1 protein-coding gene is annotated in these 994 nt (G+C 46.4%); it reads right to left on the reverse strand.

The window, feature by feature from the left end; genetic code table 11:
• Position 1: 1 nt before the first annotated feature.
• Positions 2 to 994, reverse strand: a 993-nt coding sequence (gene tuf, locus JMX91_RS13185; RefSeq protein WP_201549615.1) for an elongation factor Tu, incomplete at its 5' end; no start/stop codon positions are given.

Genomic DNA, 994 nt, shown 5'->3' on the forward strand with positions numbered 1-994 from the left:
ATTAGTTCAATACGTTAGCAACAACACCAGCGCCTACAGTACGGCCGCCTTCACGAATAGCGAAGCGAAGACCTTTGTCCATAGCGATTGGGTGGATAAGCTCTACGCCCATCTCAACGTTATCACCAGGCATTACCATTTCAGTACCGTCTTGTAATTGGATTGCGCCAGTTACGTCAGTAGTACGGAAGTAGAACTGTGGACGATAGCCGTTTAGGAATGGTGTGTGACGACCACCCTCTTCTTTTGACAATACATATACTTCAGCGTCAAATTTGGTGTGAGGAGTGATTGAACCTGGCTTAGCTAGTACTTGGCCACGTTGTACGTCTTCACGCTTAGTACCACGTAGTAGTACGCCACAGTTTTCGCCTGCACGACCTTCGTCAAGCAGTTTACGGAACATCTCTACACCAGTACAGGTGGTTTTTTGAGTGTCACGGATACCAACGATTTCGATCTCGTCACCAACTTTAACGATACCAGATTCAACACGGCCTGTTACTACAGTACCACGACCTGAGATTGAGAATACGTCTTCGATTGGCATTAGGAATGCTTTGTCGATGTCACGCTCTGGCTCTGGGATGTAGGTGTCTAGTACGTTTAGTAGTTCTACAACAGCTGGTTGGCCGTATTTTTCTTCTGAGCCTTTTAGTGCTTCAGTAGCAGAACCTTTAACAATAGGAGTGTCATCGCCTGGGAAGTCATAGTCGTTCAATAATTCACGAACTTCCATTTCTACTAGTTCTAACAATTCTTCGTCATCAACCATGTCACATTTGTTCATGAATACGATGATGTACGGTACGCCAACCTGACGTGAAAGCAAGATGTGCTCACGAGTCTGTGGCATTGGGCCGTCAGTTGCAGATACTACTAGGATTGCGCCGTCCATTTGGGCCGCACCAGTGATCATGTTTTTAACATAATCGGCGTGACCTGGGCAATCTACGTGAGCATAGTGACGGCTGTCTGTGTCATATTCTACGTG

This window comes from Psychrobacter sp. Pi2-1, from assembly GCF_904846645.1.
GTDB lineage: Bacteria > Pseudomonadota > Gammaproteobacteria > Pseudomonadales > Moraxellaceae > Psychrobacter.